This is a genomic window from Candidatus Erwinia dacicola (assembly GCF_001756855.1).
GTDB classification, from domain to species: domain Bacteria; phylum Pseudomonadota; class Gammaproteobacteria; order Enterobacterales; family Enterobacteriaceae; genus Erwinia; species Erwinia dacicola.
In genome coordinates this window covers 1-2,498 of sequence record NZ_MAYS01000356.1, presented here as the reverse complement: position 1 = coordinate 2,498, position 2,498 = coordinate 1, and the positions used below count along the sequence as shown (strand labels likewise).

Annotated in this window: 2 protein-coding genes and 1 pseudogene; 1 reads left to right on the top strand and 2 read right to left on the bottom strand. The window is 55.2% G+C overall.

The window, feature by feature from the left end:
- Positions 1–34 precede the first annotated feature (34 nt).
- Both arsC and bepA read right to left on the bottom strand, forming a co-directional pair.
- A pseudogene (gene arsC, locus BBW68_RS10185) lies at positions 35–370 on the bottom strand (arsenate reductase (glutaredoxin)).
- 11 nt (positions 371–381) lie between these two features.
- Positions 382–1,845: a beta-barrel assembly-enhancing protease gene (gene bepA / locus BBW68_RS10180; protein ID WP_070135272.1), complete on the bottom strand. Its 1,464-nt coding sequence runs from the start codon at positions 1,843–1,845 to the stop codon at positions 382–384.
- Positions 1,846–2,146: 301 nt separating this feature from the next.
- Between bepA and BBW68_RS10175 the strand changes: the two genes are divergently transcribed.
- Positions 2,147–2,498 (top strand): IS6 family transposase (locus BBW68_RS10175; protein ID WP_148127480.1); only part of this gene is annotated, 352 nt, incomplete at its 3' end.

Below are 2,498 nucleotides of genomic sequence, written 5' to 3'. Positions count from 1 at the left end.
TCTTTGCAACAGTGCCCAATAAAATCTCCAGCACCTACTCCGGTGGACTACCAATGCGCGCATGGACGTTTGCCACCACAATCGGACGCTCAATCAGCTTCGGTTATGCCATCATCGCCGCCAGCAGCTGCTGTTCGCTCAGGCCAATATCCCTAAGTCTGGCCGCTTTGTAAGCCTCCTCTTTCTAACGCATGAGCTGGCGTGCGCTGCTGAAACTCAGCTGCTGCAGTAGTGCTTGCAGCGTGGCGCTATCCGGCGGCGTTTCCAGGTAGAGGATTACTTCGGGTTCGATGTCGTGCGCCTGCAGCAGCGCTAGGGTTTCCCGGTTCTTCGGGCAGCGCGGGTTGTGGTAAATCTGTACTTCAGGCATTCATCCTGTCCTTATGATTTCTGATACTGGCGGAAACGTTCCTGTAAATGGCGCAGCTGATCGATACGGGCGTCGTAACGCGCCTGTTTCAGGCTGCCGAGCGGCACGGCTGCGCTGGCGCAGCTCAGGCTGCGGATCGCTTGGTCAAGCTGACCGACCAGCGCTAGGCTTTCGGCGCGAGCAGCCTGCTCTTCATCGCTCAGACCTTGCGCCGCAGAAGCCTGAGTCAGCAGATCCCAGCCGTTAGGATCGTCCTTATTCGCCCAGGTATAGCGATAGAGTACTTTGCTGGCATTAGCTGGCTGTTTTGCTTCGACATAGGCGTTTGCCAGATTTATCTGTAATACCGCAATCGTATTGACGCCTTTCGCAGCCAACAGGCGGTTGATGGCCTGCTGTGGCTGTTTCAGCCCGATATCAATGTCGGTCATGATATCGAGATACCAGACGTTATCCGGCTGCTTTGCCAGCAGCGGGGTGATGATATTGCGCGCTTCGGCAAATTTATTCTCGCCCAGCAACAGTACGGCTTTACCATACTGCGCAGCAGCCTGTTCACGGCTGTTGCCGCGCGACAGTGAGGTCAGCAGATCGTCATTTAGCTGGTTCTGCCCGGTGGAAAACATTCCCAGCGCCCTGACTTTTGCCATATAGAAATCCTGCGAAGATTGCGCAACTACCGGCTTCATCTGATTGGCACGGTTGCGCGCATCGGCGAGGCGGCTGTCGGGCCGCGGGTGCGTCAGCAGTATTTCCGGCGGTTTGGAGGCAAAACGCGACTCATCTGCCAGCTTTTGCAGAAAGTTTGGCATCGCTTCCGGGTCAAATCCGGAGCACTGTAGCACCTGAATGCCAATTCGGTCGGCTTCCTGTTCATTCTGCTGGGTAAAGCTGATCATTCCCTGCTGAGTTCCGGCCAGCGTGCCGGTCACCGCCGCCATTCCGACCTGCGGACTGGCCATTGCCAGCAGAATCGAACCCAGCGTACCCACCCAAGTGAGTGGGGCGTTGCGTTGCTGATCTTCCATCGCACGCGCCAGATGGCGCTGGGTGACGTGCGAGATTTCGTGCGCGATCACTGAAGCCAGCTGGCTTTCGTTATCGCCATAGCGGAACAGCGCGGAGTGCAGCACTACGTTGCCGCCAAAGAAGGCGAAGGCGTTAATTTCATCATTGCGGATCAGGAAGAAATGGAACGGGGTTCTGACTGACAGGGCATGGGACACCAAGCGCTGACCGAGGTCGTTAATATACTGATTTAACAACGGATCATTGATGATTGGCGCACTGGCACGCAGCTGGCGCACGTAGAAGTCGCCCATTGCCAGTTCCTGATTAATCGACAGGGTTCCGCCCGCGGTGGTGCCAATATTCGGCAGATTATGGCTTACGTCTGCACGCGCTGGCAGCGTCTGGGCTGCCAGCAGTGTCACTATCAGGGAAGCCAACAGGCCTCGGTTGAATCGGATTAACATATCGCAATCCCTAACAAGGAAATCCAGATTTTGACCGGCAAAGTGCCGAGATGTTCTTCGTGCGGGCATAAGATAGCCACACTTAAGGTGCCATCTTAACCAGTGGCCGGGGGGAATGAAATGCCTTAATCACCGCCATCACATCTCTTGCAGGGTGCAGGGTGGTAGTTTGCGGTAAAAAACTGAACGCAGCGGGTCTCCATCCACAGCACTAATCGACTGCTGGCGTTAGATTAAGGGCACTGTTGCAAAGATCTGGCGATGGTAAACTGATGCCACTGTTTAGTTGAAGGAGCAGCACATGAACCCATTTAAAGGTCGACATTTTGAGCGTCATATTATCCTGTGGGCCGTCCGCTGGTACTGCAAATATGGCATCAGTTATCGTGAGCTGCAGGAGATGCTGGCTGAGCGAGGGGTAAATGTCGATCACACCACGATTTATCGATGGGTTCAGCGTTCTGCACCTGAGATGGAAAAGCGGCGGCGCTGGTACTGGCGTCAACCTTCCGGTTTTGGCTCATGGCATCTCGATGAAACCTACGTGAAGGTCAACGGACGCTGGGCTTATCTGTACCGCGCCGTCGACAGCAGGGGCTGCACCATTGACTTTTACCTGTCTTCACGTCGTCACACCAAAGCCGCCTATCGCT